The 25,532-nt window shown below is 55.6% G+C and carries 21 protein-coding genes; 14 read left to right on the top strand and 7 right to left on the bottom strand.

Annotated features, from left to right (window positions below):
- The first annotated feature begins 14 nt into the window (after positions 1-14).
- The 5 genes from hflD to PAT9B_RS07700 all read left to right on the top strand — a co-directional run bounded on the left by hflD (position 15) and on the right by PAT9B_RS07700 (position 5,491).
- Positions 15-656, top strand: coding sequence for a high frequency lysogenization protein HflD (gene hflD, locus PAT9B_RS07720; protein WP_013508697.1), 642 nt, complete (start codon positions 15-17; stop codon positions 654-656).
- A 48-nt stretch (positions 657-704) separates the two neighbouring features.
- Complete coding sequence (purB, locus tag PAT9B_RS07715; protein ID WP_013508696.1) at positions 705-2,075, top strand: adenylosuccinate lyase; 1,371 nt, start codon at positions 705-707, stop codon at positions 2,073-2,075.
- A gap of 104 nt (positions 2,076-2,179) precedes the next feature.
- Complete coding sequence (gene phoP, locus PAT9B_RS07710) at positions 2,180-2,848, top strand: two-component system response regulator PhoP (protein ID WP_013508695.1); 669 nt, start codon at positions 2,180-2,182, stop codon at positions 2,846-2,848.
- Between the two features lie 3 nt (positions 2,849-2,851).
- On the top strand, positions 2,852-4,312 hold the full coding sequence (phoQ, locus tag PAT9B_RS07705) for a two-component system sensor histidine kinase PhoQ (RefSeq protein ID WP_013508694.1): 1,461 nt from the start codon (positions 2,852-2,854) through the stop codon (positions 4,310-4,312).
- Positions 4,313-4,369: 57 nt separating this feature from the next.
- The gene (locus PAT9B_RS07700) at positions 4,370-5,491 is read left to right on the top strand and encodes a cupin domain-containing protein (protein WP_013508693.1); all 1,122 of its coding nucleotides are present in this window, start codon (positions 4,370-4,372) and stop codon (positions 5,489-5,491) included.
- Positions 5,492-5,579: 88 nt separating this feature from the next.
- Here PAT9B_RS07700 and pepT read toward each other — a convergent pair whose 3' ends face one another.
- Positions 5,580-6,806, bottom strand: coding sequence for a peptidase T (pepT, locus tag PAT9B_RS07695; RefSeq protein WP_013508692.1), 1,227 nt, complete (start codon positions 6,804-6,806; stop codon positions 5,580-5,582).
- A 306-nt stretch (positions 6,807-7,112) separates the two neighbouring features.
- On the opposite strand from pepT, the gene potA reads away from it, so the two are divergent.
- Genes potA through potD form a run of 4 tightly spaced genes read left to right on the top strand, consistent with a single transcriptional unit; the run spans position 7,113 to position 10,896 of the window.
- Positions 7,113-8,228, top strand: a complete 1,116-nt coding sequence (gene potA, locus PAT9B_RS07690; protein WP_013508691.1) for a spermidine/putrescine ABC transporter ATP-binding protein PotA — start codon at positions 7,113-7,115, stop codon at positions 8,226-8,228.
- A complete protein-coding gene (gene potB / locus PAT9B_RS07685) occupies positions 8,221-9,072 on the top strand; it encodes a spermidine/putrescine ABC transporter permease PotB (protein WP_190274657.1) in 852 nt (283 codons plus the stop codon). The genes potA and potB overlap by 8 nt, the downstream gene beginning before the upstream one ends.
- Positions 9,069-9,842 carry a spermidine/putrescine ABC transporter permease PotC gene (gene potC / locus PAT9B_RS07680; RefSeq protein ID WP_041525761.1) on the top strand — a complete coding sequence of 258 codons (774 nt, stop codon included), beginning with the start codon at positions 9,069-9,071 and terminating at the stop codon, positions 9,840-9,842. Before potB ends, potC begins: the two co-directional genes overlap by 4 nt.
- A gap of 10 nt (positions 9,843-9,852) precedes the next feature.
- Positions 9,853-10,896 carry a spermidine/putrescine ABC transporter substrate-binding protein PotD gene (gene potD, locus PAT9B_RS07675; RefSeq protein WP_013508688.1) on the top strand — a complete coding sequence of 348 codons (1,044 nt, stop codon included), beginning with the start codon at positions 9,853-9,855 and terminating at the stop codon, positions 10,894-10,896.
- A gap of 83 nt (positions 10,897-10,979) precedes the next feature.
- Here the strand turns inward: potD and cobB are convergent, their stop codons facing one another.
- The 4 genes from cobB to lolC are packed head-to-tail and all read right to left on the bottom strand — an operon-like array spanning position 10,980 to position 15,003.
- A complete protein-coding gene (cobB, locus tag PAT9B_RS07670) occupies positions 10,980-11,813 on the bottom strand; it encodes a Sir2 family NAD+-dependent deacetylase (protein ID WP_013508687.1) in 834 nt (277 codons plus the stop codon).
- A 52-nt stretch (positions 11,814-11,865) separates the two neighbouring features.
- A complete protein-coding gene (lolE, locus tag PAT9B_RS07665) occupies positions 11,866-13,110 on the bottom strand; it encodes a lipoprotein-releasing ABC transporter permease subunit LolE (RefSeq protein ID WP_013508686.1) in 1,245 nt (414 codons plus the stop codon).
- Positions 13,110-13,811, bottom strand: a complete 702-nt coding sequence (gene lolD / locus PAT9B_RS07660) for a lipoprotein-releasing ABC transporter ATP-binding protein LolD (RefSeq protein ID WP_013508685.1) — start codon at positions 13,809-13,811, stop codon at positions 13,110-13,112. The genes lolE and lolD overlap by 1 nt, the downstream gene beginning before the upstream one ends.
- Complete coding sequence (lolC, locus tag PAT9B_RS07655) at positions 13,804-15,003, bottom strand: lipoprotein-releasing ABC transporter permease subunit LolC (RefSeq protein ID WP_013508684.1); 1,200 nt, start codon at positions 15,001-15,003, stop codon at positions 13,804-13,806. Before lolC ends, lolD begins: the two co-directional genes overlap by 8 nt.
- Before the next feature lie 230 nt (positions 15,004-15,233).
- Between lolC and PAT9B_RS07650 the strand changes: the two genes are divergently transcribed.
- From PAT9B_RS07650 to PAT9B_RS07630, 5 genes are all read left to right on the top strand, one after another.
- Positions 15,234-15,443: a hypothetical protein gene (locus PAT9B_RS07650; protein ID WP_041525926.1), complete on the top strand. Its 210-nt coding sequence runs from the start codon at positions 15,234-15,236 to the stop codon at positions 15,441-15,443.
- 94 nt (positions 15,444-15,537) lie between these two features.
- On the top strand, positions 15,538-18,981 hold the full coding sequence (gene mfd, locus PAT9B_RS07645; protein ID WP_013508682.1) for a transcription-repair coupling factor: 3,444 nt from the start codon (positions 15,538-15,540) through the stop codon (positions 18,979-18,981).
- A 216-nt stretch (positions 18,982-19,197) separates the two neighbouring features.
- Positions 19,198-20,484: an HlyD family secretion protein gene (locus tag PAT9B_RS07640; protein WP_013508681.1), complete on the top strand. Its 1,287-nt coding sequence runs from the start codon at positions 19,198-19,200 to the stop codon at positions 20,482-20,484.
- Positions 20,471-22,588, top strand: a complete 2,118-nt coding sequence (locus PAT9B_RS07635) for a peptidase domain-containing ABC transporter (protein WP_255360048.1) — start codon at positions 20,471-20,473, stop codon at positions 22,586-22,588. Before PAT9B_RS07640 ends, PAT9B_RS07635 begins: the two co-directional genes overlap by 14 nt.
- Before the next feature lie 259 nt (positions 22,589-22,847).
- Positions 22,848-23,063, top strand: coding sequence for a hypothetical protein (locus PAT9B_RS07630; protein WP_013508679.1), 216 nt, complete (start codon positions 22,848-22,850; stop codon positions 23,061-23,063).
- Positions 23,064-23,295: 232 nt separating this feature from the next.
- On the opposite strand, the gene PAT9B_RS07625 is transcribed toward PAT9B_RS07630, so the two are convergent.
- Both PAT9B_RS07625 and PAT9B_RS07620 read right to left on the bottom strand, forming a co-directional pair.
- Positions 23,296-23,838 carry a glycine zipper 2TM domain-containing protein gene (locus PAT9B_RS07625; protein WP_013508678.1) on the bottom strand — a complete coding sequence of 181 codons (543 nt, stop codon included), beginning with the start codon at positions 23,836-23,838 and terminating at the stop codon, positions 23,296-23,298.
- A 284-nt stretch (positions 23,839-24,122) separates the two neighbouring features.
- Entirely contained in the window at positions 24,123-25,427 is a 1,305-nt protein-coding gene (locus tag PAT9B_RS07620; RefSeq protein ID WP_190274645.1) for an NAD(P)/FAD-dependent oxidoreductase, read from the bottom strand.
- Positions 25,428-25,532: the final 105 nt, after the last annotated feature.

The raw sequence follows: 25,532 nt of genomic DNA, 5'->3' as shown, positions 1-25,532 counted from the left end.
ATACAGGAGTAAGCGTGGCTAAAAACTATTATGAGATTACGCTGGCGCTGGCCGGTGTCTGTCAGGCTGCACATCTGGTCCAGCAACTGGCGCATCAGGGCACTTGCAATAATGACGCGCTGAGCGTGTCACTGCGCAGCCTGCTCGATCTCAATCCCGGCTCGACGCTGGCGGTGTATGGCAATGATGAAGCCAATCTGCGCCTTGGGCTGGAAACACTGATGGCGGTGCTGAACAGCAGCAGCCGTCAGGGTGCCGGTGCAGAGTTAACCCGCTATACCCTGAGTCTGATGGTGCTGGAACGTAAACTGCACGGGAACAAACAGGCATTAAACACCCTGGCCCAACGCATCAGCCAGCTCGATCGCCAGTTGGCGCACTACGAACTGGAATCCGACACCATCACCAGCGCGATGGCGGCGATTTACGTTGACGTGATAAGCCCGCTTGGCCCGCGCATTCAGGTGACCGGATCACCGCAGGTGTTACAAAGCTCACAGATTCAGGGCCGCGTGCGTGCCGCGCTACTGGCGGGTATCCGCTCTGCCGTATTATGGCAGCAGGTTGGTGGTGGCCGCCTGCAGCTGATGTTCTCGCGCCAGCGTTTGCTGAGCGAGGCAAAAACCATTTTATCCCGGCTGGGAACGGCGTATTAAGCGTCTTTCCGGCATTACGCTTTGTTAAACGATTCAGGAGTTGCACTGATGGAATTATCCTCTCTGACCGCCGTCTCACCTGTCGATGGTCGTTACGGCGATAAAGTCAGCCCACTGCGCGCGATTTTCAGCGAATACGGTTTGCTGAAATTCCGCGTTGAGGTTGAAGTTCGCTGGTTACAGAAACTGGCCGCGACCGCAGAGATCAAGGAAGTTCCTGCATTTGATGCTGACGCAAACGCTTTCCTTGACGCCATCGTCGCCAATTTCAATGAAACTGACGCAGCGCGCATCAAAACCATCGAGCGCACCACCAACCACGACGTGAAAGCAGTGGAATACTTTCTGAAAGAGAAAGTGGCCGACGTCCCTGCCCTGCACGCGGTATCTGAGTTTATCCACTTCGCCTGCACCTCTGAAGATATCAACAACCTGTCGCATGCTTTGATGCTGGAAACCGCGCGCCGTGACGTGATCCTGCCGTACTGGAGCAAAATCATTGCCGCAGTGAAAGGTCTGGCGCAGGAATATCGTGATATTCCGCTGCTGTCCCGTACCCACGGCCAGCCCGCAACGCCGTCGACCATGGGTAAAGAGATGGCGAACGTCGCTTACCGTATGGAACGTCAGCTGCGTCAGCTGGGTAGCATCGAAGTCCTGGGTAAAATCAATGGCGCGGTCGGTAACTACAACGCGCACATCGCTGCCTACCCGGAAGTGGACTGGCATCAGCTGAGCGAAGCCTTCGTCACCTCGCTGGGCATTACCTGGAACCCCTACACCACGCAGATTGAGCCGCACGACTACATCGCCGAAATGTTCGATTGTATCGCGCGTTTCAACACCATTCTGATCGACTTTGATCGCGATATCTGGGGCTACGTGGCGCTCAACCACTTCAAACAGAAAACCATCGCCGGTGAGATTGGTTCTTCAACCATGCCGCATAAAGTTAACCCGATCGACTTCGAAAACTCCGAAGGCAACCTCGGTCTGGCGAATGCGGTCATGCAGCATCTGGCAAGCAAGCTGCCGGTTTCACGCTGGCAGCGTGATTTGACGGACTCCACCGTACTGCGTAACCTGGGTGTTGGCGTGGGTTATGCCCTGATTGCCTACCAGGCGACGCTGAAAGGCATCTCCAAGCTGGAAGTGAACCGCGATCGTCTGCTTGACGAGCTGGATCACAACTGGGAAGTGCTGGCAGAGCCGATCCAGACGGTGATGCGTCGCTATGGCATCGAGAAGCCGTATGAGAAACTGAAAGAGCTGACGCGCGGTAAACGCGTAGATGCCGCCGGTATGCAGGCATTTATTGATAGCCTTGAGCTGCCGGAAGAGGAAAAAGTGCGTCTGAAACAGATGACGCCAGCAAACTACCTTGGCCGTGCGGTCCAGATGGTTGACGATCTGAAGTAATCGCTATCCGCGCAGGCGCGCCACGGCTCGCCTGCGTTAATCTGCGGTTTAGCTGGCCTGGCATATACTTTTCTCTATCAATATGTTGAAAGTAAGGAAATGCTATGCGTGTTCTGGTTGTGGAAGATAATGCGCTGCTGCGTCATCACCTCGCCGTGCAATTGCGTGAAATGGGCCATCAGGTGGATGCCGCAGAAGATGCGAAAGAAGCCGATTATTTCCTCCAGGAGCATGTACCGGATATCGCACTGGTCGATCTCGGCCTGCCGGGCGAAGATGGTATGTCGCTGATCCGCCGCTGGCGTGGCGATGCCATTCGCCAACCGATTCTGGTACTGACCGCGCGTGAAGGCTGGCAGGCGAAAGTGGAAGCGCTGGAAGCCGGTGCCGACGATTACGTCACCAAACCTTTCCATATCGAAGAAGTGGCGGCACGTTTGCAGGCGCTGATGCGTCGCAATAGCGGCCATGCGTCCCAAATCATTTCAATGTCACCGTTTCAGGTTGATCTCTCGCGGCGCGAGCTGACCATCAATGAAGAACAGGTCAAACTGACAGCGTTTGAATACACCATTGTGGAAACCCTGATCCGCAACGCCGGCAAAGTGGTCAGCAAAGATTCGCTGATGTTGCAGCTTTATCCCGATGCCGAATTGCGTGAAAGTCATACCATCGACGTACTGATGGGGCGTCTGCGTAAAAAAATTCTCGCGCTCTATCCGACGGAAGTGATCAACACGGTACGCGGCCAGGGCTATCGCTTCGATCTCTGATAAATGAACTGGTTGCGCCGACTGCGCCCCTTCTCACTGCGCGCCCGCTTTTTGCTGGCGACCGCAGCCATTGTGTTATTCCTCTCCCTCTCCTACGGCATGGTTGCCGTGGTGGGTTACGTGGTGAGTTTCGACAAAAATACCTACCGGGTGATGCGCGGCGAAAGCAATCTGTTCTTTACGCTCGCCCAATGGCAGGACAACAAGCTGACCATTGCCCAGCCCGAGCGTATGACGCTCAATTTCCCGACGCTGGTGTTTATCTACGATGAACACGGCAAACTGCTGTGGCAGCAGCGCGATGTGCCAGAAATCCGCAAAAAAATTCAGCGCGAGTGGCTACTCAAACCTGATTTCTACGAAATTGACACCAGCAACCGCACCAGCCTGGCGGCGATGGGGAACAACCTGGTCGCACAGAGACGCCTGCACGCCTGGGATACCGACAGCAACGATACCTTCACCCACTCGGTAGCCGTCAATCGCTATGACGCCACCACCAACTTACCGGCGTTGACCATTGTGGTGGTCGATTCGATCCCGCAGGAGTTGCAACATTCGGATGTGGTGTGGTCATGGTTTAGCTATGTACTGGCTGCCAATCTGTTGCTGGTGATCCCGCTGCTGTGGCTGGCCGCGCACTGGAGCCTGCGGCCCATTGGTGACCTCACCTCTCAGGTCCGTGAGCTGGAAACCGGTCATCGCGAAAACCTTGATGATAATCCCCCCCAGGAGCTGAAAAGCCTGGTGCGCAATCTGAATCTGTTGCTTTCCAACGAACGGCAGCGCTATACACGTTATCGCACCACACTTTCCGACCTTACCCACAGCCTGAAAACACCGCTGGCGGTGTTGCAGAGCACGTTGCGCTCACTGCGCAACGGCAAAGAACTGACGGTGGAACAGGCCGAACCGGTGATGCTGGAGCAAATCAGCCGCATCTCGCAGCAAATTGGTTATTACCTGCATCGTGCCACCATGCAGGCCGACCACAACCCGTTGCAGCGCGATCTCCATTCCGTCTCCGCCTTACTCGACAGCCTGTGCTCGGCGTTGAACAAGGTTTATCAACGTAAAGGGGTGGAGATCACCCTCGACATTTCCCCTGAGCTGACCTTTATCGGCGATCAGAACGATTTTATGGAAGTGCTGGGCAACGTACTGGATAACGCCTGCAAATATTGCCTGGAATTTATTGAGGTCACCGCACGTCAGACCGACAAAGCGTTGCATCTGTATATCGACGATGATGGTCCCGGTATCCCCGAAAGTAAGCGCGATTTGATCTTTGTGCGGGGTCAGCGCGCCGATACCTTACGCCCCGGTCAGGGCCTTGGACTGGCCGTGGTGCGCGATATTCTTGAGCAGTATGCCGGTCAGGTGATTGCCACCACCAGCCCGTTAGGGGGTGCCCGCATGGAAGTGATCTTTCAGCGTCAGGAAGTTGAACATCGTCGCGAGTAGAACGGCACGCGGGCTGTTATACTTGCAGGCATTCATGGCCCTAACCGGAACCCTTCTATGGATTATCAGCTCGATCTTAACTGGCCCGATTTTATTCAGCGCTACTGGCAAAAACGCCCGGTGGTGCTTAAACGTGGTTTTAAAAACTTTATTGACCCCATTTCTCCTGATGAGCTGGCCGGACTGGCAATGGAAAACGAGGTGGATAGCCGCCTGGTAAGCCACAACAACGGCAAATGGCAGGTTAGCCACGGCCCGTTTGAAAGCTACGATCATCTCGGTGAAAACAACTGGTCGCTGCTGGTGCAGGCGGTGAACCACTGGCATGAGCCTTCTGCTGCGCTGATGCGCCCGTTCCGCTTCTTACCCGACTGGCGCATTGACGATCTGATGATCTCCTTTGCCGTGCCGGGCGGTGGTGTTGGTCCGCATTTCGACCAGTATGATGTGTTTATTATTCAGGGCACCGGTCGCCGTCGCTGGCGCGTGGGTGAGAAAGTGCCGATGAAACAGCACTGCCCGCATCCGGACCTGCTCCAGGTGGAACCCTTTGACGCCATCATCGATGAAGAGATGGAGCCGGGCGATATTCTCTATATCCCGCCAGGATTCCCGCACGAAGGCTATTCGCTGGAAAACGCCCTCAACTACTCGGTCGGTTTCCGCGCGCCAAGTGGCCGGGAACTGATCAGCGGGTTCGCCGACTATGTGCTGGCGCATGAGCTGGGCAGCTATCGCTATAGCGATCCTGACGTGCCGACACGTGATTGCCCGTCGCAAATCCTGCCGTCAGAAGTCGAGGGGATCCGCGCCGCGATGCTGGATGTCATTAATCAGCCGGAGCAATTTAATCAGTGGTTTGGCGAATTTATTTCCCAGTCACGTCATGAACTGGATATCGCTCCCCCTGAACCGCCTTATCAGCCGGATGAAATCTATGACGCCCTGCAACAGGGAGACACCCTGACGCGTCTCGGCGGCCTGCGTGTATTGACGTTGGGTGATGCGGTGTTTGTTAATGGTGAACGCGTGGCTTGCAGCCACCCGGAAGTGCTGGCGACACTGGCGAATCGCCAGGTGCTGACGCTGGAAGATTTCGGCGACGCACTGGATGACCCGTCACTGCTGGCCCAGTTAGCCGCACTGGTCAACAGTGGTTACTGGTTCTTTGCGGATTAACCGTATGCACTGAACCGTAGCGGCGCGATTCATCGCGCGCCTTTGACATTGAAGTCAGAAAGCGCGATAAATCGCGCCGCTACGGACGTTATTTTTTCTCCGCCACCAGCGCTGCAAGGCGCACAATCACATCCACCGCCTGCGCCATCACGTTCAGTGACGCGAATTCATGTTTGCCGTGGTAGTTGTAGCCACCGGTAAACAGATTCGGGCACGGCAAACCTTTCCACGACAGCGCCGAACCGTCCGTGCCGCCACGAATCGGCTTCACGTTGGGTTCGATACCGCAGTCACGCATCGCCTGCAACGCCAGCTCGATAATATGCGGGTGCGGTTCCACTTTTTCGCGCATGTTACGGTAGCTGTCGCTGATCTCAACTTTTACTGAGCACTCGCCGTGAAGCCCCTTGCTCACCCGACGGCCAATCTCTTCCAGCAATTGCTTACGTTTGGCGTAGTTGTCAGCATCAAAGTCGCGAATGATGTACTGCATCTCGGCATGTTCCACCGTGCCTTTGATGTTGTGCAAATGATAGAAGCCTTCGTAGCCTTCGGTAAATTGCGGTTTCTCCTGCGCCGGCACTTCGGCGTGGAAACGCATTGCCAGCTCCAGCGCATTCACCATCACGCCTTTCGCCGTGCCGGGATGTACGTTGTTACCGACGATTTTAACGAGCGCCGACGCCGCATTGAAGTTCTCGAACTCAAATTCACCCAGATCACTACCATCGACCGTGTAAGCCCAGTCCGCGGCAAAATTCTCAATATCAAAGAACGAGGTGCCACGACCAATTTCTTCATCCGGCGTAAAGGCGACGCGAATCGCGCCGTGCGGGATATCCCCTTTGGCGAGGCGCGCCATGGCCGTCATGATTTCCGCCACCCCGGCTTTATCATCAGCACCCAGCAGGGTTTTCCCATCGGTGGTCACCAGCGTATGACCAATCAATTTATGCAATATCGGGAACATCACCGGCGAAAGAATTTCGTCGCCGTTGCCGAGGGCAATATCACCGCCGCGATAATTTTCAATAATCTGCGGATTCACATTTTTCGCGGTGAAATCCGGCGAGGTATCCATATGCGAGATAAAGCCAATCACCGGGGTCGGCCAGTCAACATTCGCCGGTAAGGTGCCCATGACACAGCAGTGGTCACTGAGGGTCACATCGACAAACCCCAGAGCCAGCAGTTCTTCCTGTAACTGACGTGCCAGCGTCCACTGCCCTTCGCTGCTCGGCACCTGTCTTGCCTGCGGTTTTGATTGGGTTTCAACCGCCACATAACTGAGAAAGCGCTCAAGTAATTGATCCATCTGTCATCCCTCTAAAGAAGCTGCATTATTATCATAGGTCGCTGGTCACGCGATGTTGCGTCAAATCATTATCCATCAGGTTAGTCCTGTCCTGATGATTTGCTTAATCATCAAATGAAGAAAGATCATTTCCCTGCCAGCGTGTGTCCGTACAGCATACTCCGATTTTTTTCAGACTTTTCAAGGTAATTCCACGCTAAAACATGGCATTGACCTATTTTTCAGGTATTATCCCGCCCTTCATCACGGCTGGCCGTTACCAGCGGCTATGCTGTAATCAGATCATTTTCAGACTGAGTGACTAAAATGACGCAAACACGCGCACAACAGGCGCTGGTTACGCTTTCTGGCATCAGTAAAGCTTTCGATGGAAAATCCATCATCTCCGACTTTCAGCTGACTATCCGCCACGGCGAATTTATCACCCTGCTTGGCCCTTCCGGCTGCGGCAAAACGACGATCCTGCGCCTGATTGCCGGACTGGAAGACGCCGATAACGGTCGCATCATCCTTGATGGCAACGATATCACCGACACTCCCGCCGAGCATCGCCATATCAACACCGTGTTTCAGAGCTATGCGCTGTTTCCACATATGTCGGTATTTGAAAACGTCGCCTTTGGCCTGCGGATGCAAAAAACCCCGGCAGCGGACATTACCCGGCGCGTCAATGAGGCGTTGGCGATGGTGCAACTGGAAAGTTTTGCTGAACGACGTCCGCATCAGCTCTCCGGCGGCCAACAGCAGCGCGTGGCGATTGCCCGTGCGGTGGTCAATCGCCCGAAAGTCTTGTTGCTCGACGAGTCGCTGTCGGCGCTGGATTACAAGCTGCGTAAGCAGATGCAAAACGAACTGAAAGCCTTGCAGCGTAAGCTCGGTATCACCTTTGTGTTCGTCACCCATGATCAGGAAGAAGCCCTGACCATGTCGGACCGTATCGTGGTGATGCGCGATGGGCGCATTGAGCAGGACGGCACGCCGCGTGAGATTTATGAAGAACCCGCCAATCTGTTTGTCGCCCGCTTTATCGGTGAAATCAACGTGTTTGATGCCGAGGTACTGAGCAGTGACCACGCGCCCAGTGTACGCGCACGTGTGGAAGGTCGGGAATGTGATATCCACTGCCCTTTCCCGGTGGCACCGGGTGATAAGTTGCATGTTCTGCTGCGCCCGGAAGATTTGCGGGTGGAAGAGATGGCTGACGATAGCCACAGCGAACATTTGATCGGCTACGTGCGGGAACGCAACTATAAAGGCATGACGCTGGAATCTACCGTTGAACTGGAAAACGGTAAATTGCTGACAGTAAGCGAGTTCTTTAATGAAGACGACCCTGATTTTGACCATTCGCTGAACCAAAAAATGGCGGTGAGTTGGGTGCAAAGCTGGGAGGTGGTGCTGCCGTATGAAACTGATGCGTAATCGCCTGCAAAACTGCATTGTGGCGATGATTGTCGGCTGGCTGGCGTTGTTCGTGTTGCTACCCAACCTGATGATCTTCGTCACCAGCTTTCTGACGCGTGACGATGCGCATTTCGTCAGCATGGTGTTTACCCTCAGCAACTACAGCCGTTTGCTCGATCCGTTATATGCCGAAGTACTGCTGCATTCACTGAATATGGCGGTGATGGCCACCCTGTGCTGCCTGCTGCTCGGCTATCCCTTCGCGTGGTGTCTGACCAGGCTGCCACCCCGTCTGCGTCCACTGATGCTGTTTCTGCTGATTGTGCCGTTCTGGACCAACTCGCTGATCCGCATCTATGGCCTGAAAATTTTTCTCAGCACCCGTGGCTGGCTGAACGAGTTTTTGTTGTGGCTCGGGGTGATTGACCAGCCTTTTCGCATTATGTACACGCCGCAGGCGGTGATCCTCGGCCTGATCTATATCCTGCTGCCGTTTATGGTGTTGCCGCTCTATTCCAGCCTGGAAAAGCTGGACAAATCCTGCCTGGAAGCGGCACGCGATCTGGGTGCCAATACGCGGCAACGCTTTATCCGCATCATTTTGCCCCTCACCCTGCCCGGCATTGTCGCCGGATGCTTGCTGGTGCTGATCCCGGCGATGGGTTTGTTTTACGTCTCCGATTTGATGGGCGGCGCGAAGAACCTGTTGATTGGCAACGTAATTAAAAGCCAGTTTCTTAATATTCGTGACTGGCCGTTTGGTGCCGCCACCAGTATCGTGATGACGCTGCTGATGGGGCTGATGTTACTGTTTTACTGGCGTGCAGCACGCCTGCTGAATAACAAAGTGGAGCTGCAATAATGGCCCGCGGGTTACGCGGCGGCTTTATGGCCGTGATTTACGCCTGGTTTTATATTCCGATCATTATCCTGATCGTCAATTCGTTTAATGCGTCGCGCTTCGGCATCAACTGGCAGGGATTCAGCACCCAGTGGTACGGGCTATTGATCAATAACGATAGCCTGTTGCAGGCGGCACAACATTCGCTACTGATGGGGGTGCTTTCCGCCAGCTGCGCCACGATTATCGGTTCCCTGACGGCAGTGGCGTTATATCGTTACCGTTTTCGCGGTAAGCCTTTCGTCAGCGGTATGCTGTTCGTGGTGATGATGTCACCCGACATCGTCATGGCGATCTCGCTGCTGGTGCTGTTTATGCTGCTTGGCATCTCGCTTGGCTTCTGGTCGTTGCTGTTTTCCCACATCACCTTTTGCCTGCCGTTTGTGGTGATCACCGTCTACTCACGCCTGAAAGGTTTTGATGTGCGCATGCTGGAAGCGGCGAAGGATCTGGGGGCCAGTGAAATCACCATTCTGCGCAAGATTTTATTGCCGCTGGCGCTGCCTGCCGTAGCGGCTGGATGGCTGCTGAGCTTTACCTTGTCGATGGACGATGTGGTGGTCTCCTCCTTCGTCACTGGCCCAACCTTTGAAATCTTACCGCTGAAAATTTATTCGATGGTAAAAGTCGGCGTCTCACCCGAGGTGAACGCGCTGGCAACGATTTTGCTGCTACTGTCACTGCTGCTGGTGGCAGCCAGTCAGCTGTTATTGCGCGATAAAACTAAATAGAGGACAACCCATGAACAAATGGTCTCACTGGCTGGCGGCTGGGGCGCTGGCACTGGGCATGCAGAGCGCACAGGCTGACGACAGCAACACGCTCTATTTCTACAACTGGACCGAATATGTGCCGCCGGGGCTGCTGGAGCAGTTCACCAAAGAGACCGGCATCAAGGTGATCTACTCCACCTACGAGTCCAACGAGAGCATGTATGCCAAGCTGAAAACCTGGAAGGATGGCGCATACGATCTGGTGGTGCCCTCGACCTACTTTATCGCCAAAATGCGCAATGAAGGGATGTTGCAGAAGATTGATAAATCCCAACTCAGCAACTTTCACAACCTCGATCCAAACCTGCTGAACAAACCCTTTGATCCCAATAATGATTACTCGATCCCCTATATCTGGGGCGCGACCGCCATTGGTGTTAACAGCGATGCCATCGATCCGAACAGCGTCACCGCCTGGGCCGATTTGTGGAAGCCGGAATATAAGCAGAGCCTGCTGCTGACCGATGATGCGCGTGAAGTGTTCCAGATGGCCCTGCTTAAACTGGGTTATTCGGGCAACACCCGTGACCCGAAACAGATCGAGGCGGCTTATGAAGAACTGAAAAAGCTGATGCCGAATGTGCTGGCCTTCAACTCCGATAATCCGGGCAATCCTTACATGGAAGGGGAAGTTAATCTCGGCATGATCTGGAATGGTTCCGCCTATGTTGCGCGTCAGGCCGGGACACCGTTGCAGGTGATCTGGCCGAAAGAAGGCGGTATTTTTTGGATGGATAACCTGGCGATCCCGGCCAATGCTAAAAACAAGCAAGGGGCGCTGAAGCTGATTAACTTCCTGCTACGCCCGGAAGTGGCGGCAAAAGTGGCAGAAACTATCGGTTATCCGACGCCCAATCTGGCAGCGAAGAAATTATTGCCAAAAGCAGTGGCGGAAGACCCGTCGTTGTACCCTGCCGCAGACGTGATTAACCACGGCGAGTGGCAGAACGATGTCGGCGATGCCAGCGTGCAATACGAGACGTTGTTCCAGAAATTAAAAGCGGGACGGTAAAGCAGCCAACACGCGCGATAAATCGCGCCGCTACGGAACCTGCACGCATTGGTAGCGGCGCGATTTATCGCGCAAATTGTTGTTTATTTATATAGCCCGCGCAGCAAGGTGTGGACAAACGCGGGCACCTCAACGCTTGCCAGGCCATATTGACCTTCAGCAAATTCGTTGCCGACCTGGCTGGGTTCAAGATTCAGTTCCACCGTATGCGCGCCCTGCAATTTCGCCTCATGGACAAAACCGGCGGCCGGGTAGACATGACCCGAGGTGCCAATCGCGATAAACACGTCAGCGTCAGCCAGTGCCTGATAAATCTCTTCCATCCCCAGCGGCATTTCGCCAAACCACACCACATGCGGACGCAGTGCTGAGGGGAACTGACAGCAGGTGCAGCGATCGTCCGGCGTAAGGTCGTCGGTCCAGTCAATCACCTGCCCGCTACTGACACAACGCACCTTCAGCAACTCACCATGCATATGCAGCACGCGCTGACTCCCGGCGCGTTCGTGCAAATCATCGATATTCTGCGTCACCAGCAGGAAGTTATCGCCCAGCACCTGTTCCAGTTCAGCCAGCGCCAGATGCGCCGCATTGGGCTGGATGTCGGGTTGTTGCAGCTGACGCCGACGCGCATTATAAAACGCCTGCACCAGCGCCGGGTCGCGCTGAAAGCCTTCCGGCGTAGCCACGTCCTCCACCCGATGTTCTTCCCACAAACCATCCGCCGCACGAAAGGTGCGAATACCCGATTCTGCGGAGATCCCCGCCCCGGTTAACACCACTACATGGGGTAACGGATGCGCGGCCAGTTCCGCTTTACGATCGCGTTCAAAAATACGCTGACGAAAGCGCTGGTGCACTTTACGCCGCGTTTTTTTATAGCGGGCGAGTCGCAAGCGGCGACGGAGTGTGCGCATAAAGGCTCCTTTATCTGCGCAGCCGCGCTACCGCCGCTGCGCCTGTTTGCGGTTATTGCCCGCTCAGCACGCGGGCCGGGTCGATGCGGCTGGCGCGGCGTGCCGGATACCAACTGGCGAGCAGGCTCAAAATTATAGCCGTGGCCAGCACGGAAATCACATCCAGCCAGTGCAGTTCCGACGGCAGAAAATCGATAAAATAGATGTCCCCGGCCAACAACTGATGTCCGGTCAGATGTTCCAGGCCGCGCATAATTGGCGTCAGGTTCAGCGCCACCAGCACGCCAACCACCACCCCGCTGACACTGCCGAGCAGCCCGGCCAACAAGCCGTACCAGATAAAGATGGCGCGAATCAAACCATCTTTCGCGCCGAGAGTACGCAGCACCGCAATATCCCCACTCTTATCCTTCACCGCCATCACCAGCGTCGAGACGATGTTGAAGCAGGCCACGCCAATCACCAGCACCATCGCCAGATACATAATGGCGCGGATCATCTGAATATCACGGTACATGTAACCGTAAGTGCCAATCCAGCTGCGAATGTAGACATAAGAATGCGTCACTTCACCGGCGTCACGCACCAGCTTTTGCGCTTTAAACGGGTCGCTCATTTTCAGCGCGATACCGCTGACGCTGTCACCCATATCCAGATAGCTTTGCGCATCCGCCAGCGGCACCAACGCCAGGCTGTGATCCAGCATGCCGCTCAGTTGCAGAATCCCGCTCACCTGCAAACGGATACGTTTCGGCTGAAGCAGCTTATTTTCGCCGTCGTTATTGGGGATCATGATAGTGATCCAATCGCCCTGTTTGACGTTCAGCGACGTCGCGATACCGCCACCGAGGATAATCTGTTGTTTTCCCGCCGCAAATTGCGACCAGGCGTCACCGGCAACAAAACGCGGCAGCGCGCTCAGACGCGGCTCCTGTTGCGGGTCCACACCTTTAACCTGCAACGCCTGTAGCTTCGCGCCACTTTCAATCAGCCCGGTAAAGTTGACGTAGGGTGCGGCTGCGGCAATGCCCGGCACCTGTTCAATCGGTGCAATCATCGGTTGCCAGTTACGGAACGGCTGATTAACCGGCTCGATTTCACCGTGTGGCACCACCGCCAGAATACGGTTGTTCAATTCCCGCTCGAAGCCATTCATCGCGCTCAGGCCGATAATCAACACCGCCACGCCGAGGGCGATGCCGACGGTTGAGATAATCGAGATCAGCGACACCATGCCGCCACGCCGACGGCCACGGCTGAAGCGCAGCCCCAGCAGCAGGGATAACGAAGGCGTCATTACAGCGCTCCCAGCGTTAAATGTTCGCTCAACTGGCCGTCGCGCATCTCCATCTGACGGCTGAGACGTTTCGCCAGCTGTAAATCGTGTGTCACCACCAGAAAGGCCGTGCCCTGGCGGGTATTGAGTTCACCCAGCAGTTCAAAGATCGCATCCGCATTGCGGGCGTCGAGGTTACCGGTGGGCTCATCCGCCATCACCAGACGCGGACGATTGACCAGCGCACGGGCAATCGCCACACGCTGCCGTTCACCACCGGACAATTCAGAAGGACGGTGCGCAGCACGTTTTTCCAGCCCCACCGCCGCCAGCATTTCGCGGGCACGCGCTTCGGCTTCGCCTTTGGCGGCTTTGCCAATCAGCAGCGGCATCGCCACGTTTTCCAGCGCGGTGAAGTCCGGCAGCAGATGGTGGAACTGATAGATAAAGCCCAATTCGCGGTTGCGCAGCTCCGCTTTCGCCGAAGAAGACATCGCATTGAGCGATTTGCCGTCAAAAATCACATCACCCGAGGTCGGCGCATCCAGCCCGCCCAGCAGATGCAGCAAGGTGCTTTTACCGGAGCCGGAACTGCCGACAATCGCCGTCAGCTCACCGGGTTGCAGGCTGAAAGCCACGTTGCGCAGCACATCGGTCTGCACGCTGCCTTCCTGATAGCGTTTACACAGGTCACGACACTGCAACAAAGGGGTGTTACTCATAACGTAAGGCCTCAGCGGGTTGCACGGCGGCAGCGCGCCATGACGGATAAAAAGTAGAAAGCAGCGCCACGGCCATCGACACCAGCGCGATGGTGATCACCTGCCAGACATTGATGTCCACCGGCAATGCGGCACCATCAAGGAACAGGCCAATCACCGGCAGCAAATGGTTCAGTTGGCTGGCGAGCAGTACGCCCAGCAATGTGCCAAGCAACGCACCAATAATGCCTGCGCTGGCACCCTGCACCATAAACACCGCCACAATCTGACGTCGGGTTAAACCCTGGGTTTGCAGAATCGCCACTTCGCCCTGCTTTTCCATGATCAGTAAGCCGAGCGAGGTAATGATGTTAAACGCGGCGACGGCGATGATCAGGCTGAGCAGCAGCCCCATCATATTTTTCTCCATCCGCACCGCCTGGAACAGGTCGCCTTTACGCTCACGCCAGTCTTTCCAGACCAGGCCATCCGCCAGTTTCTGCTGGCTGAGCGCATCGACGTTGAGCGGTTTGTCCAGCCACAGACGCCAGCCGGTGATGTTGCCGAGTGGGTAGCGCATCACGCGCGAAGCATCCTGCTGATTGACCAGGATTTGGTAGCCATCCACCTCGCTGTTAGCGGCATAGGTGCCTGCCACGGTAAAGATACGCTGGCTCGGCACGCGGCCTACCGGCGTAAACTGGCTGACCGATGGCACCATCAGACGCAGCTGATCACCGCGTTTGACCCCGAGCTGCCCGGCCAGTTGCTCACCGAGGATCACGTTGTATTGCCCGGCTTGCAGCACGCTTTGCTGCGTATTGACCAGATACGGGGTTAAGGGATCTTTTTCATCTGGATTGATGCCGAGCATCACCCCAACCGACACATTGTGGGCGCTCTGCAGCACCACATCGGCGGTGGTCAGTGGTGCGATACGCGTGACGCCTTGTAAATTAAGGCTTTGCGGCGTGAGCTGTTGCGGATTGATGCTGCCTTTGTCACTGGTCACCAGCGCCTGCGGCATCAGGCCAAGGATGTTGCCCTCCAGCTCGCGCTCAAAACCGTTCATCACCGACAATACGGTAACCAGCGCCAGTACGCCCAGCGTGATGCCAATGGTTGAGAGCCAGGAGACAAAGCGACCAAAGCGGTCTGAGGCACGTCCACGCATGTAGCGCAGGCCAATGAATAACGCGACTGGTTGATACATGAGATCCGTCTTGGCAATAGCCTGAAAATAAGTAGAGGGATGATAAAGGAGCCGCCTGCTTTATGAAACCTCTAACCCTCTGAGTCTGCGGCAAAGTTGCGTCAAAATGCGTCGCATAGCGCACCTAAGCACAAAAAAGCGACAAAATAATGACGTTAATTGTACGTTTCTTAGGCATTCACTGGGGTAGACTACCTGAAGTAGTGATGTTGAGTGTGGGGGTACAACATATGCTCAAGTTTCCCAAAGGCAGTATCGTAAAACACAAATCGGGAGAGATTAAAGGCGAGATCGTGAACGTTTTTGAACAGGGAGATGCGCCAACCGGTTATTACGTGAAGTGGGACGACGGTAATCACAGCTACCATCTGGAACAGGAACTCTCGTGGGCTAACATCGACCGACCGCGTATGCACTATACACAGCAATCGATTAAGTAACGGAAGCGGGAAAAAAGCACTGCGGCAGGTGATCCTCAGGGCGGATTATGGAATGATGACGCCCTGGAATAAAAGGAGAGAATGTCGAGACCCCATGTCCGAACAGAGTCGTTATACCCTGCCAGTTAAAGCCGGAGACCATCGTCAGCTCGGTCAACTGGTCGGTGCCGCCCAGGCGGTTGAGTGCGCCAGCATCACCGAACGTCATCACGGTCCGGTGCTGATGATTACCCCGGATATGCAATCTGCCCTGCGTTTGCAAGAGGAGATTCGCCAGTTCACCGATCTGCCGGTCAGTAACCTCGCCGACTGGGAAACGCTGCCGTATGACAGCTTCTCGCCCCATCAGGACATTATCTCCGCCCGTCTGTCGACCCTGTATCAATTGCCGACCCTGACGCAGGGTATGCTGATCATGCCGGTGAATACGCTGATGCAGCGCGTTTGCCCGCACAGTTTTTTACACGGCCATGCGCTGGTGATGCGCAAAGGGCAGCAGCTCTCGCGTGATGCCCTGCGCGACCAACTGGAACAGGCCGGTTATCGTCACGTCGACCAGGTGATGGAACATGGCGAATACGCTACGCGCGGCGCGCTGCTCGACCTGTTCCCGATGGGCAGCGACCAACCCTATCGTATTGATTTCTTCGATGATGAGATCGACAGCTTGCGCCTGTTTGATGTCGACAGCCAGCGCACGCTGGAAGCGGTCGACGCCATCAACCTGTTACCGGCCCACGAATTCCCGACTGATAAAGCCGCCATTGAACAGTTCCGCAGCCGCTGGCGCGAAACCTTTGATGTGCGCCGCGAAGCGGAACACGTTTATCAGCAGGTGAGCAAAGGCACGCTGCCCGCCGGGATTGAATACTGGCAACCGCTGTTTTTCGAGCAGGCACTGCCCACCTTATTCAGCTATCTGCCAGCCAACACCTTGATTCTCAACAGCGGCGACCTGGAAAGCAGTGCGCAGCGCTTCTGGCAGGACGTCAATGCGCGCTTTGAAAACCGCCGGATTGACCCGATGCGCCCGTTGCTGGAACCGGTGGCGTTGTGGCTGCGCCCGGATGCGTTGTTCAGCGAGCTGAAAGCCTGGCCGCGTATCCAGTTAAGCAGCGAAACGCTGGCCGACAAAGCCGCCAACACCAACCTCGGTTATCAAGCGCTGCCGGAATTGACAGTGCAGGCCCAGGCTAAAGCGCCACTCGACCTGCTGCGTCAGTTTCTGGAACAGTTCACTGGCCCGGTGGTGTTTTCGGTGGAGAGCGAAGGCCGCCGTGAAAGCCTCCAGGAACTGCTGGCACGCATCAAATTGCGTCCACAGCCGCTCTCCCGCCTGAGCGACGCCAGCCAGCAGCCGCACAGCCTGATGATCGGTGCCAGCGAACGCGGTTTTATCGATAGCGCACGCCAGTTGGCCTTTATTTGCGAAAGCGACCTGCTGGGCGAGCGCGTCAGCCGTCGTCGTCAGGACAATCGCCGCACCATCAACCCGGATGTCTTGATCCGCAACCTGGCCGAGCTGCATCCCGGCCAGCCGGTGGTGCATCTGGAACACGGCGTAGGACGGTATATCGGCCTGACCCGCCTGGAAGCCGGTGGCATCGAAGCCGAATACCTGATGCTCTCCTACGCGGGCGACGCCAAACTTTATGTGCCGGTATCGTCGCTGCATTTAATCAGTCGTTACGCCGGGGGCGCTGACGAAAACGCGCCGCTGCACAAGCTGGGTAGCGATGCCTGGTCACGCGCGCGGCAAAAAGCGGCCGAAAAAGTGCGCGACGTGGCAGCGGAGTTGCTGGATATCTATGCCCAGCGTGCGGCCAAAGCCGGTTTCGCCTTTAAGCACGACCGCGACCAATACCAATTGTTCTGCGAAGGCTTCCCGTTTGAAACCACCCCGGACCAGGCCCAGGCGATTAACGCCGTCCTCAGCGATATGTGTCAACCGCTGGCAATGGATCGTCTGGTGTGCGGTGACGTGGGCTTTGGTAAAACTGAGGTGGCGATGCGCGCCGCTTTCCTCGCGGTCGAGAACAGCAAACAGGTGGCGGTGCTGGTGCCCACCACCCTGCTGGCGCAGCAACATTACGATAATTTCCGCGACCGTTTCGCCAACTGGCCGATACGCATTGAGATGCTGTCGCGCTTTCGCAGTGCCAAAGAGCAAAATCAGGTGCTGGAACAGGCCGCAGAGGGCAAAGTCGATATTCTGATTGGCACGCATAAACTGCTGATGAGTGACCTGAAATGGCACGATCTCGGGTTGTTAATCGTCGACGAAGAACACCGCTTTGGCGTGCGTCACAAGGAACGTATCAAAGCGATGCGCGCCGATGTCGATATTCTGACGCTCACCGCGACACCGATCCCGCGCACCCTGAACATGGCGATGAGCGGCATGCGCGATCTGTCGATTATCGCCACGCCTCCGGCGCGTCGTCTGGCGGTGAAAACCTTTGTGCGCGAGTACGATAGCCTGGTGGTACGTGAGGCGATTCTGCGTGAAGTGCTGCGTGGTGGTCAGGTTTACTACCTCTACAACGATGTGGAAAACATCGAGAAGGCCGCCCAGCGTCTGGCAGAACTGGTGCCGGAAGCGCGGATCGCGATTGGTCACGGGCAGATGCGCGAGCGTGATCTGGAACGGGTGATGAACGATTTCCACCACCAGCGCTTCAACGTGCTGGTGTGTACCACCATCATCGAAACCGGTATCGACGTGCCGAGCGCCAACACCATCATCATCGAACGTGCGGACCATTTCGGCCTGGCGCAGTTGCACCAGTTGCGTGGCCGTGTTGGCCGTTCGCACCACCAGGCCTACGCCTGGCTGTTGACCCCGCATCCGAAAGCCATGACGACTGACGCGCAGAAGCGGCTGGAAGCCATCGCCTCGCTGGAAGATCTGGGTGCCGGTTTTGCGCTGGCGACGCACGATCTGGAGATTCGCGGTGCCGGGGAGTTGCTGGGCGAAGATCAGAGCGGCCAGATGGAAACCATCGGTTTCACCCTGTATATGGAACTGCTGGAGAGTGCGGTGGATGCGCTGAAGGCCGGACGCGAACCGTCGCTGGAAGATCTCACCAACAACCAGACCGAAATCGAGCTGCGGATGCCTGCGTTGCTGCCGGATGATTTTATCCCGGATGTGAACACCCGTCTGTCACTGTATAAACGCATCGCCAGCGCTAACGATGACGGCGAACTGGCCGAGCTGAAGGTCGAGATGATCGACCGTTTCGGCACCCTGCCCGATGCAGCGCGTAACCTGCTGGATATCGCCGCCTTGCGTTTAGAGGCACGTCAGTTGGGTGTGCGCCGTATCGAAGCCAGCGAGAAAGGCGGCTTCTTTGAGTTTGCACCGCAGAATCACGTTGATCCCGGCTGGTTGATTGGTTTGCTGCAAAAAGATCCGAAACACTGGAAGCTGGATGGCCCTACCCGCCTGAAATTCACCCGTGATTTAGCTGAACGCAAAACGCGGATGGCGTGGGTGCAGAGTTTCGTCAGCGACCTGATGAAGAATCGGGTGTAACGATCATGCTGGTGCGCAACACTGCGCGCCAGCATAAACAAAATTAATGATTTAATCATCCCGTTGAAAAAGACATAAATTGATTGTCTTTATATATCATAAAATTAAACAACCCCGCCTTTCGTCCCACCGCGTAAAAATATCAACCACGATACTGGATAAGCCCAGGGTTACTGACTATCTTTCTCATCAGTCCATTTACGCGCTGGTGTGTTTATGCTGTTTCGCAAGGAAGTCAGTGAACATTTGCAGTCACGTTACGCCGGACCGATTTTACTCATCACGGGCTGGCCAGTATGGATAACGCTGTGCATCACCCTGCTGTTTCTCGCCGCGCTGCTGCTTTTTCTGTGGCAAGGCAGCTACACGCGCCGGACCAGTGTCAGTGGTGAAGTCATCACCTGGCCCCACACCATCAACCTGTTTGCGCCCGAACAGGGGGTGATTTCCCGTTTGCTGGTCTCTCCAGGTCAACAGGTCAGTGCCGGTACGCCGCTGTATGCGCTGGATATCAGCCGTGTTTCGGCCTCCGGGAACCTCAGCGCCACCACGCGCGCACTGCTGAAAAAACAGCAGCAGCAAATGGGAGAGATGCTGCATCAACTGGAGCAAAACCGCCGTGCCACGCTGGCCAGCATCCAGCAACAACTTGACCAATTGCGCAGCGCGCGCGAAAAAACCCAACAGATGGTGGATTCTGCCACGCAAGGGTTGGACGTGATGCGCAGCAGCATGAATGACTATAACCGTTTCGCCCGCCGGGGGCTGATCACCAGCGACCAGCAAAACAACCAGCGCTATCTTTTTTATCAACAACTTAGTGTCTGGCACAGTCTGAACTCGCAGCGTGTGCAGCAAGATATGCAGATTGCTGAGCTGCTTAGCCAGCAGGTGACCCGTGCTGCGGATTTCGACAGCCAACTGGCGCAATACAACATCCGTCAGGCCGATATTGAGCGGCAGCTCGCTGAAGCGGATGCTGGCAGTGAGCGCCTGATCGCCGCCCCCTCAGCCGGACGCATCTCTTCGCTAAGCGTTACCGCTGGCGAAATGGTCAGTGATGGCGATAGCCTGGCACAGCTGGTGCCCGCCGGAGATGATATCCCCAGCCTGGTGATCTGGTTACCCAACGACAGCATTCCCTATGTCAAACCCGGTGATGTGATTAACGTCAGCTATGCCGCCTATCCGGCAGAGAAATATGGTCAATTCCCGGGCAAAGTGCTGTCGATTTCCTCTGCGCCGGTTCCACTCCGCGAACTCAACAACTATGGCAGCGCCCCCCGTTCGCCAGCAGGACAGATCACCGGGGCCTGGTTTAAAGCCAATGTGGCGCTGAATCATCAGGGGTTACGCTGGCAGGGCAAAGATCTGCCTCTCGCCAGCGGTATGCAGCTACAAGCCACGGTGTTTCTGGAAAAACGTCCGCTGTGGCAATGGATGCTCTCCCCTTACTATTTCCTGAAGAACAGCATCACGGGGCCAGTCAGTGACCAACGGTGAAATGAAAGAACTCTTCTCGCGTCTGCATATCCGCCTGCGGCGACGGATGCCGGTGTTGTTGCAAACCGAAGCGGCTGAATGTGGACTGGTCAGCCTGGCGATGATCGCCAGCTGGTATCAGTTACCGGCAGACTTGCGATTTTTGCGTCAGCAATCCGGCATCTCATCCCGGGGAGCCACCCTGCGTACCGTGATCGATACCGCCGCCGTAGCCGGTCTGAAATCGCGGGCATTGCGGCTGGAGATGGATAATCTGCGGGCGCTGAAGCTGCCCTGCATTCTGCACTGGGACCTTAACCATTTTGTGGTATTGGTGGCGGTGAAGCGCAATCGCGTTGTCATTCATGATCCGGCGGCCGGGCATCGCGTGTTGGGGATGCAGGACGTGTCCCTGCATTTTACCGGCGTCGCGCTGGAGTTATGGCCATCGGGCGAGATGCCAAAAACTCCCCCCGCCCGCCCGCGCATCCCGCTCTGGTCACTGACAGGCCGGATTGCGGGCCTCGGCCGCACGCTGACAAAATTGTTTTGTTACTCGCTGCTGATTGAATCCGTCAGTCTGCTGCTGCCGGTTGGCATGCAGATGGTGCTGGACCATGCCATCCCCGCCAGCGATGCCGGGCTACTCACGCTGATTTGTCTTGGTCTGGTGTTTTTTGTGCTGTTTCGCACCGGGGCCAGTATGCTCAGGGGCTGGACCTCGCTGGTGATGAGCACCCTGATCACGGTCCAGGGTAAAGCCCGTCTGTTTGATCACCTGCTGGCATTGCCAACGGAGTGGTTCGAAAAGCGTAAACTCGGGGATATTCAGTCGCGTTTTACCTCGCTGGAAACCCTGCAAACCACCCTGACCAGCAATGTGGTCAGCGGCATCATGGACAGCATTATGACGATTGGGTTGCTGATCATGATGTTGTTGTATGGCGGCAATTTGCTCTGGGTGGTGCTGGCGTTTACCCTGCTGTGGGTGCTGTTCAGGCTGGGAACCTATCAGGCGTGGCGACAAACCTCAGAAGAACAAATCGTCAGGAATGCCCGTTCCGGTTCTCATTTTATGGAGACGCTGTATGGCATCCATACCATTAAAGCGCTGGGCTTACCGGCGTTGCGGGCGCAGCACTGGTTCACCCTGAATGTCGAAAGCGCCAATACCACCATCCGCAAGACGCGCTTTGAGATGCTATTCACCGGTGGCAATACCCTGATTGCCGCGCTGCAACAAATCACCCTGCTCTGGCTGGGTGCCAACGCGGTCATCGCCGGACACATGACGCTGGGGATGTTTGTCGCCTTCAGTACCTATCGCGGGCAGTTTGCCGAGCGTACCGCCGCGCTGCTGGATAATGTGCTCCAGCTACGCATGTTGTCGCTGCACAAGGAGCGCGTGGCCGATATCATCCTCACCGAGCCTGAAACCACCCCGGGCGAACCGGTCCATCCGTTATTGAATCAGGGAGAACCCGCGGCGTTAGCGGTCAAAGGGCTGACTTTCCGCCACGATCCCTTTAGCCCTCTGCTGTTCAATGCACTGGATCTGGAGATTGCTGCCCGGGAGTGTGTGGCGATCACCGGCCCTTCTGGCCGAGGCAAAACCACGCTGCTCAAAATTATGGCCGGATTACTAAAACCGACGGCTGGGGAAGTGTATGTCAATGGCATCGACATTCGTGCCAGTGGTATCGCCAACTGGCAAGCCTGTATCGCCTGTGTGCTCCAGGAGGATACGTTACTGGCAGGTTCGGTGGCGGAGAACATCTGTAGCTTCGATGGGCAGCCCGACGACGTCTGGATTCAGGAGTGCGCCCGACTCAGCCAAATCCACGACGATATTTTGGCGATGCCGATGGGATATCAAACCTTGATCAGCGAGCTGGGTGGCAGTCTCTCCGGCGGGCAAAAGCAGCGACTGCTGATTGCCAGGGCACTGTATCGCCGTCCACAGGTGTTGTTTCTGGATGAGGCAACCAGTCACCTTGATGTGGAGAATGAAAGCCGGATCAACGCCGCCATCCGGGGACTGAACATTACCCGGGTGATGATTGCCCATCGCCCTTCCACCATCGCATCGGCAGATCGGGTGATAGATATGGCTGAATGGTCATGAAGCATTTAGGACAGAACTGAGCTTATTACGGAATTATTCCTTTCCGTATCGACAGTTATATAACATTATCCGATTCCCTGACGGAGTCTTATTTTCGCCGGTAAAAATAGATAGTCACTTTTAGTGCCAATTATTTTTAGAATTTATCTTTTCATTCACCGAACAGCGTCTATCCTGAATAAGGGCTTGCGAAAAAGAAGGCCCGATTCAAATATTGTTATCTTCCAGTCAACCTTTATTGAAAATCTGGAGTCCGACTATGAATGAATCAATGCGTGAACTGTCTGAACAGGAAATTTCACAGGTTAGCGGCGGCGCACTTTCGCTGCCTGGTGTTGCAGATGTGAGCGGTGTTGTGGGTAATCTCACCTCCACCGTCACCGGCTTGCTCGGTTCAGTGCTATCGACCGTCGGGGGTGTAGTGACAGGTCTTGGCTCAGCATTAAGTGGCCTGACCAACAATTCAGGTGTTTGATTGCTTCTACATTCATTTACCTGAAGTGCGCCTCAAGGATGAGGCGTTAATTAGAAAGTACCGGCCCTAAAAAATAACCCACGAAATATATCAGGCAATGTTAATTTTATTTATAGCGGCGCGATTTATCGCGCTATTTTTATTGTAAAAAATCGCGCGAGATCTGTGGCGTAATAAAAGAATCAGGGGCAGTCGTTGAGAATGCCCCCTGCTGTGATGTGTCTTTGCCCAATCAGGCCTGATTAGAATTCAGGATCAGCTGACCATTACGGTCGAGCGGAATGCGGGTGCCAGGGTCTTTTTCCATACGGATTTTGCCCTGCTGGTCGCCTATTTTATAGGTCACGTCATAACCCAGCATTTTTTCCTGCTTGTCATACACCGTTTTGCAACGTTGTTCCGAGGTCGTGTAGGTATCACGGTCCTGCATACCGGCCTGCACCTGGTTACCGGCGTAGCCACCTGCCAGCGCACCAGCCACGGTCGCGACGCTTCTACCGCGTCCACCACCAAACTGATGACCCAGCACACCACCGGCGACGGCACCCAGTACAGAACCGGTCAGACGGTTCTCATCCTGTACCGGACGGCGATGCGTTAAGGTGACATTGCGACACTCCTGTCGCGGTTGCTTGATACTCTCTTTGATCGGTGTTGCGGAGAGAACCTGAGCATATTGCGGGCCACGGTCAAAGACATCCATGCTGGCAACTGCAGCAACCCCTAATGCGGCCGCTACGCCAATACCGATACCCGCTAACATTGATTTGTTCACAGGAATGTCCTCCTGAAAGTTGTTACCGCGCAATCCTGAAGCTCACAGCATCCTGTGGAGCCGGGACATAACCGGCGTGCGCGACGCGCCGTGTCTGTGAGATAAGTTTTACAGATGGCCCGATTTTGCAACATCAGATTAATGGAGGAAACGCGGTGGCGGGCCGTCAGGGCCAGCTTTTCGGAGAGTTCTTAGTTCAGAATATCGCCAGACGGACCGCCTGGTCGGTGTGAATGTTTTCAATCAGTTAGCAGGATCGGGCGGCCGCAACCGCCCGACATGACTTAGTGCAGCTTGAGGCGCGGGCGCAGCACGCGGTTCAGGCTACCTACCAGCATCATCAGGCCCGTTTTGAAGTAACCGTGCAATGCGATCTGGTGCATACGATACAGAGAGATATAGACGAAACGCGCAATACGCCCTTCGACCATCATGGAACCACGCATCAGGTTACCCATCAGGCTGCCGACGGTACTGAAGCGCGACAGTGACACCAGCGAGCCGTGATCTTTGTAGACGTAGGCTTTCAGCGGCTTGCCTTTACGCTGCGCCAGGATGTTTTCCAGCGCACGTGAGGCCATCTGGTGTGCTGACTGCGCGCGCGGAGGCACGAAGCCACCAGACGGCAGTGCACAGGACGCGCAGTCACCGATAGCATAAATGTCATCATCAAGAGTGGTCTGCAACGTATCCTTCACCACCAGCTGATTGATACGGTTGGTTTCCAGTCCACCGATCTCTTTCATAAAATCAGGTGCCTTGATACCGGCCGCCCACACCATCAGATCGGCGTCGATAAACTCGCCACCTTTGGTGTTCAGGCCGTTGGCGGCAGCGCTGGTGACCATGGTTTGCGTCAGCACGCGCACGCCGAGTTTGGTCAGTTCCTGATGCGCAGCGGCGGAAATCCGCGGCGGCAGCGCAGGCAGAATACGCTCACCGGCTTCCACCAGCGTGACATTCAGCGCGGAGCTGTCGAGACCTTTGTAGCCATAGCTGTGCAACTGCTTCACCGCATTGTGCAGCTCTGCCGACAGCTCAACGCCGGTCGCGCCCGCACCGACAATCGCGATGTTGACTTTATCCAGGCGACCTTCACTGGCCGAGAATTTCAGGAACAGGTTGAGCATTTCATTGTGGAAACGACGCGCCTGATGCGGGTTGTCGAGGAAAATGCAGTGATCTTTCACTCCCGGGGTGCCGAAATCATTCGAGGTACTGCCCAGCGCCATGACCAGGGTGTCATACGCCAGCTCACGCTGCGGCACCAGCACTTCACCCTCAGCATCAAGAATTTCGGCCAGCTCAATGGTTTTGTTTTCACGGTTGATCTGAGTCAGGGAACCCAGCTGGAACTGGAAACCGTGATTACGCGCATGGGCCAGGTAGCTCAGCGCATCAATACCTTCATCCAGCGAACCGGTTGCCACTTCATGCAGCAGCGGTTTCCATAAGTGGCTGTGGTTACGATCAACCAGAATCACCTCGGCTTGCTTTTTCCGGCCCAGCTTATGTCCGAGCTGGGTGGCCAGCTCTAAGCCGCCGGCACCACCGCCGACAATCACAATTTTTTTCATAGATGTAGTCAACAAAGACCCCCTCAAAGTTGTAAACCAAAAGTTAATTAATGGTTACTAAAAACCTTAATAAACATAGGGTTGGCGACATTAAATCGCGAGCTGAGGGCAGAATAT

This window comes from Pantoea sp. At-9b (assembly GCF_000175935.2).
In the GTDB taxonomy this organism is placed as follows: domain Bacteria; phylum Pseudomonadota; class Gammaproteobacteria; order Enterobacterales; family Enterobacteriaceae; genus Pantoea.
The sequence above is the reverse complement of the archived record's forward strand: the minus strand, read 5'-3'. Positions and strand labels throughout refer to the sequence as shown.

What these genes read in the sequence shown, in the direction of transcription:
- phoQ (WP_013508694.1), top strand. Translation starts at nt 2,852, where the DNA reads ATGAACTGGTTGCGCCGACTGCGCCCCTTCTCACTGCGCGCCCGCTTT.
- lolC (WP_013508684.1), bottom strand. Translation starts at nt 15,003, where the DNA reads ATGTATCAACCAGTCGCGTTATTCATTGGCCTGCGCTACATGCGTGGA.
- PAT9B_RS07640 (WP_013508681.1), top strand. Translation starts at nt 19,198, where the DNA reads ATGCTGTTTCGCAAGGAAGTCAGTGAACATTTGCAGTCACGTTACGCC.
- potA (WP_013508691.1), top strand. Translation starts at nt 7,113, where the DNA reads ATGACGCAAACACGCGCACAACAGGCGCTGGTTACGCTTTCTGGCATC.
- cobB (WP_013508687.1), bottom strand. Translation starts at nt 11,813, where the DNA reads ATGCGCACACTCCGTCGCCGCTTGCGACTCGCCCGCTATAAAAAAACG.
- PAT9B_RS07650 (WP_041525926.1), top strand. Translation starts at nt 15,234, where the DNA reads ATGCTCAAGTTTCCCAAAGGCAGTATCGTAAAACACAAATCGGGAGAG.
- mfd (WP_013508682.1), top strand. Translation starts at nt 15,538, where the DNA reads ATGTCCGAACAGAGTCGTTATACCCTGCCAGTTAAAGCCGGAGACCAT.
- purB (WP_013508696.1), top strand. Translation starts at nt 705, where the DNA reads ATGGAATTATCCTCTCTGACCGCCGTCTCACCTGTCGATGGTCGTTAC.
- PAT9B_RS07630 (WP_013508679.1), top strand. Translation starts at nt 22,848, where the DNA reads ATGAATGAATCAATGCGTGAACTGTCTGAACAGGAAATTTCACAGGTT.
- lolE (WP_013508686.1), bottom strand. Translation starts at nt 13,110, where the DNA reads ATGACGCCTTCGTTATCCCTGCTGCTGGGGCTGCGCTTCAGCCGTGGC.
- pepT (WP_013508692.1), bottom strand. Translation starts at nt 6,806, where the DNA reads ATGGATCAATTACTTGAGCGCTTTCTCAGTTATGTGGCGGTTGAAACC.
- potB (WP_190274657.1), top strand. Translation starts at nt 8,221, where the DNA reads ATGCGTAATCGCCTGCAAAACTGCATTGTGGCGATGATTGTCGGCTGG.
- PAT9B_RS07700 (WP_013508693.1), top strand. Translation starts at nt 4,370, where the DNA reads ATGGATTATCAGCTCGATCTTAACTGGCCCGATTTTATTCAGCGCTAC.
- phoP (WP_013508695.1), top strand. Translation starts at nt 2,180, where the DNA reads ATGCGTGTTCTGGTTGTGGAAGATAATGCGCTGCTGCGTCATCACCTC.
- lolD (WP_013508685.1), bottom strand. Translation starts at nt 13,811, where the DNA reads ATGAGTAACACCCCTTTGTTGCAGTGTCGTGACCTGTGTAAACGCTAT.
- potD (WP_013508688.1), top strand. Translation starts at nt 9,853, where the DNA reads ATGAACAAATGGTCTCACTGGCTGGCGGCTGGGGCGCTGGCACTGGGC.